Source organism: Coprococcus intestinihominis, from assembly GCF_040096555.1.
Classification (GTDB): domain Bacteria; phylum Bacillota; class Clostridia; order Lachnospirales; family Lachnospiraceae; genus Coprococcus_A; species Coprococcus_A intestinihominis.
Window position 1 is genome coordinate 1 of sequence record NZ_JBBMEK010000478.1, and the last position, 981, is coordinate 981.

Genomic DNA, 981 nt, shown 5'->3' on the forward strand with positions numbered 1-981 from the left:
CACTCTGGACAGACTGCCGGGGATAACCCGGAGGAAGGCGGGGATGACGTCAAATCATCATGCCCCTTACGGCCTGGGCTACACACGTGCTACAATGGCGTAAACAAAGGGAAGCGAGAGGGTGACCTGGAGCGAATCCCAAAAATAACGTCCCAGTTCGGACTGTAGTCTGCAACCCGACTACACGAAGCTGGAATCGCTAGTAATCGCGAATCAGCATGTCGCGGTGAATACGTTCCCGGGTCTTGTACACACCGCCCGTCACACCATGGGAGTTGGAAATGCCCGAAGTCAGTGACCTAACCGCAAGGGAGGAGCTGCCGAAGGTGGAGCCGATGACTGGGGTGAAGTCGTAACAAGGTAGCCGTATCGGAAGGTGCGGCTGGATCACCTCCTTTCTAAGGAAAAAGAAGTAGGGATTGTTTTGTTGTTGAGTATTCAAAGGAAGCAGGCGACTGCTGAAATGGATATGAACTTACTGGTGGCGATGCGCTTAAGGGAGACACCCGTTCCCATCCCGAACACGACGGTTAAGACTTAAGCGGCCGATGGTACTTTGCTGGAGACGGCACGGGAGAGCAGGTGGCTGCCAGTTTTTAATGAAAAAATAGTTCTTCTATATGAAGGGGTTATATATAAGAGTGATATATCAAGTTTATATCACCGGTTAAAAATAACAGTCTTTTGACTGATTCATATAGACGGCCTATATGGCTACATATTATGGGCTTATAGCTCAGCCGGTTAGAGCGCACGCCTGATAAGCGTGAGGTCGGTGGTTCGAGTCCACTTAAGCCCATAAAAACCTAACATTGAAATATTGAGATATTGTTCAGAAGGGAACGATAGCAGGTTCGAATCCTGGGATATCATTTGCTGATAAGCATTCGATTTATCAGCAGGTTGTACCTTGAAAACTGCATATCAGAAACACATCAAGCCGTAAATCATCGAAAAGAAAAGATTTACAGATTTCAAAAG

The 981-nt window shown here is 47.5% G+C and carries 1 tRNA gene and 2 rRNA genes; all 3 read left to right on the plus strand.

Annotated features, from left to right (window positions below):
* Positions 1 to 398 (plus strand): 16S ribosomal RNA (locus WMO25_RS18330); the annotation flags it as partial.
* A gap of 79 nt (positions 399 to 477) precedes the next feature.
* Positions 478 to 595: ribosomal RNA gene (gene rrf / locus WMO25_RS18335) — 5S ribosomal RNA — on the plus strand.
* A 130-nt stretch (positions 596 to 725) separates the two neighbouring features.
* Positions 726 to 799 (plus strand) — tRNA-Ile (locus WMO25_RS18340).
* Positions 800 to 981: the final 182 nt, after the last annotated feature.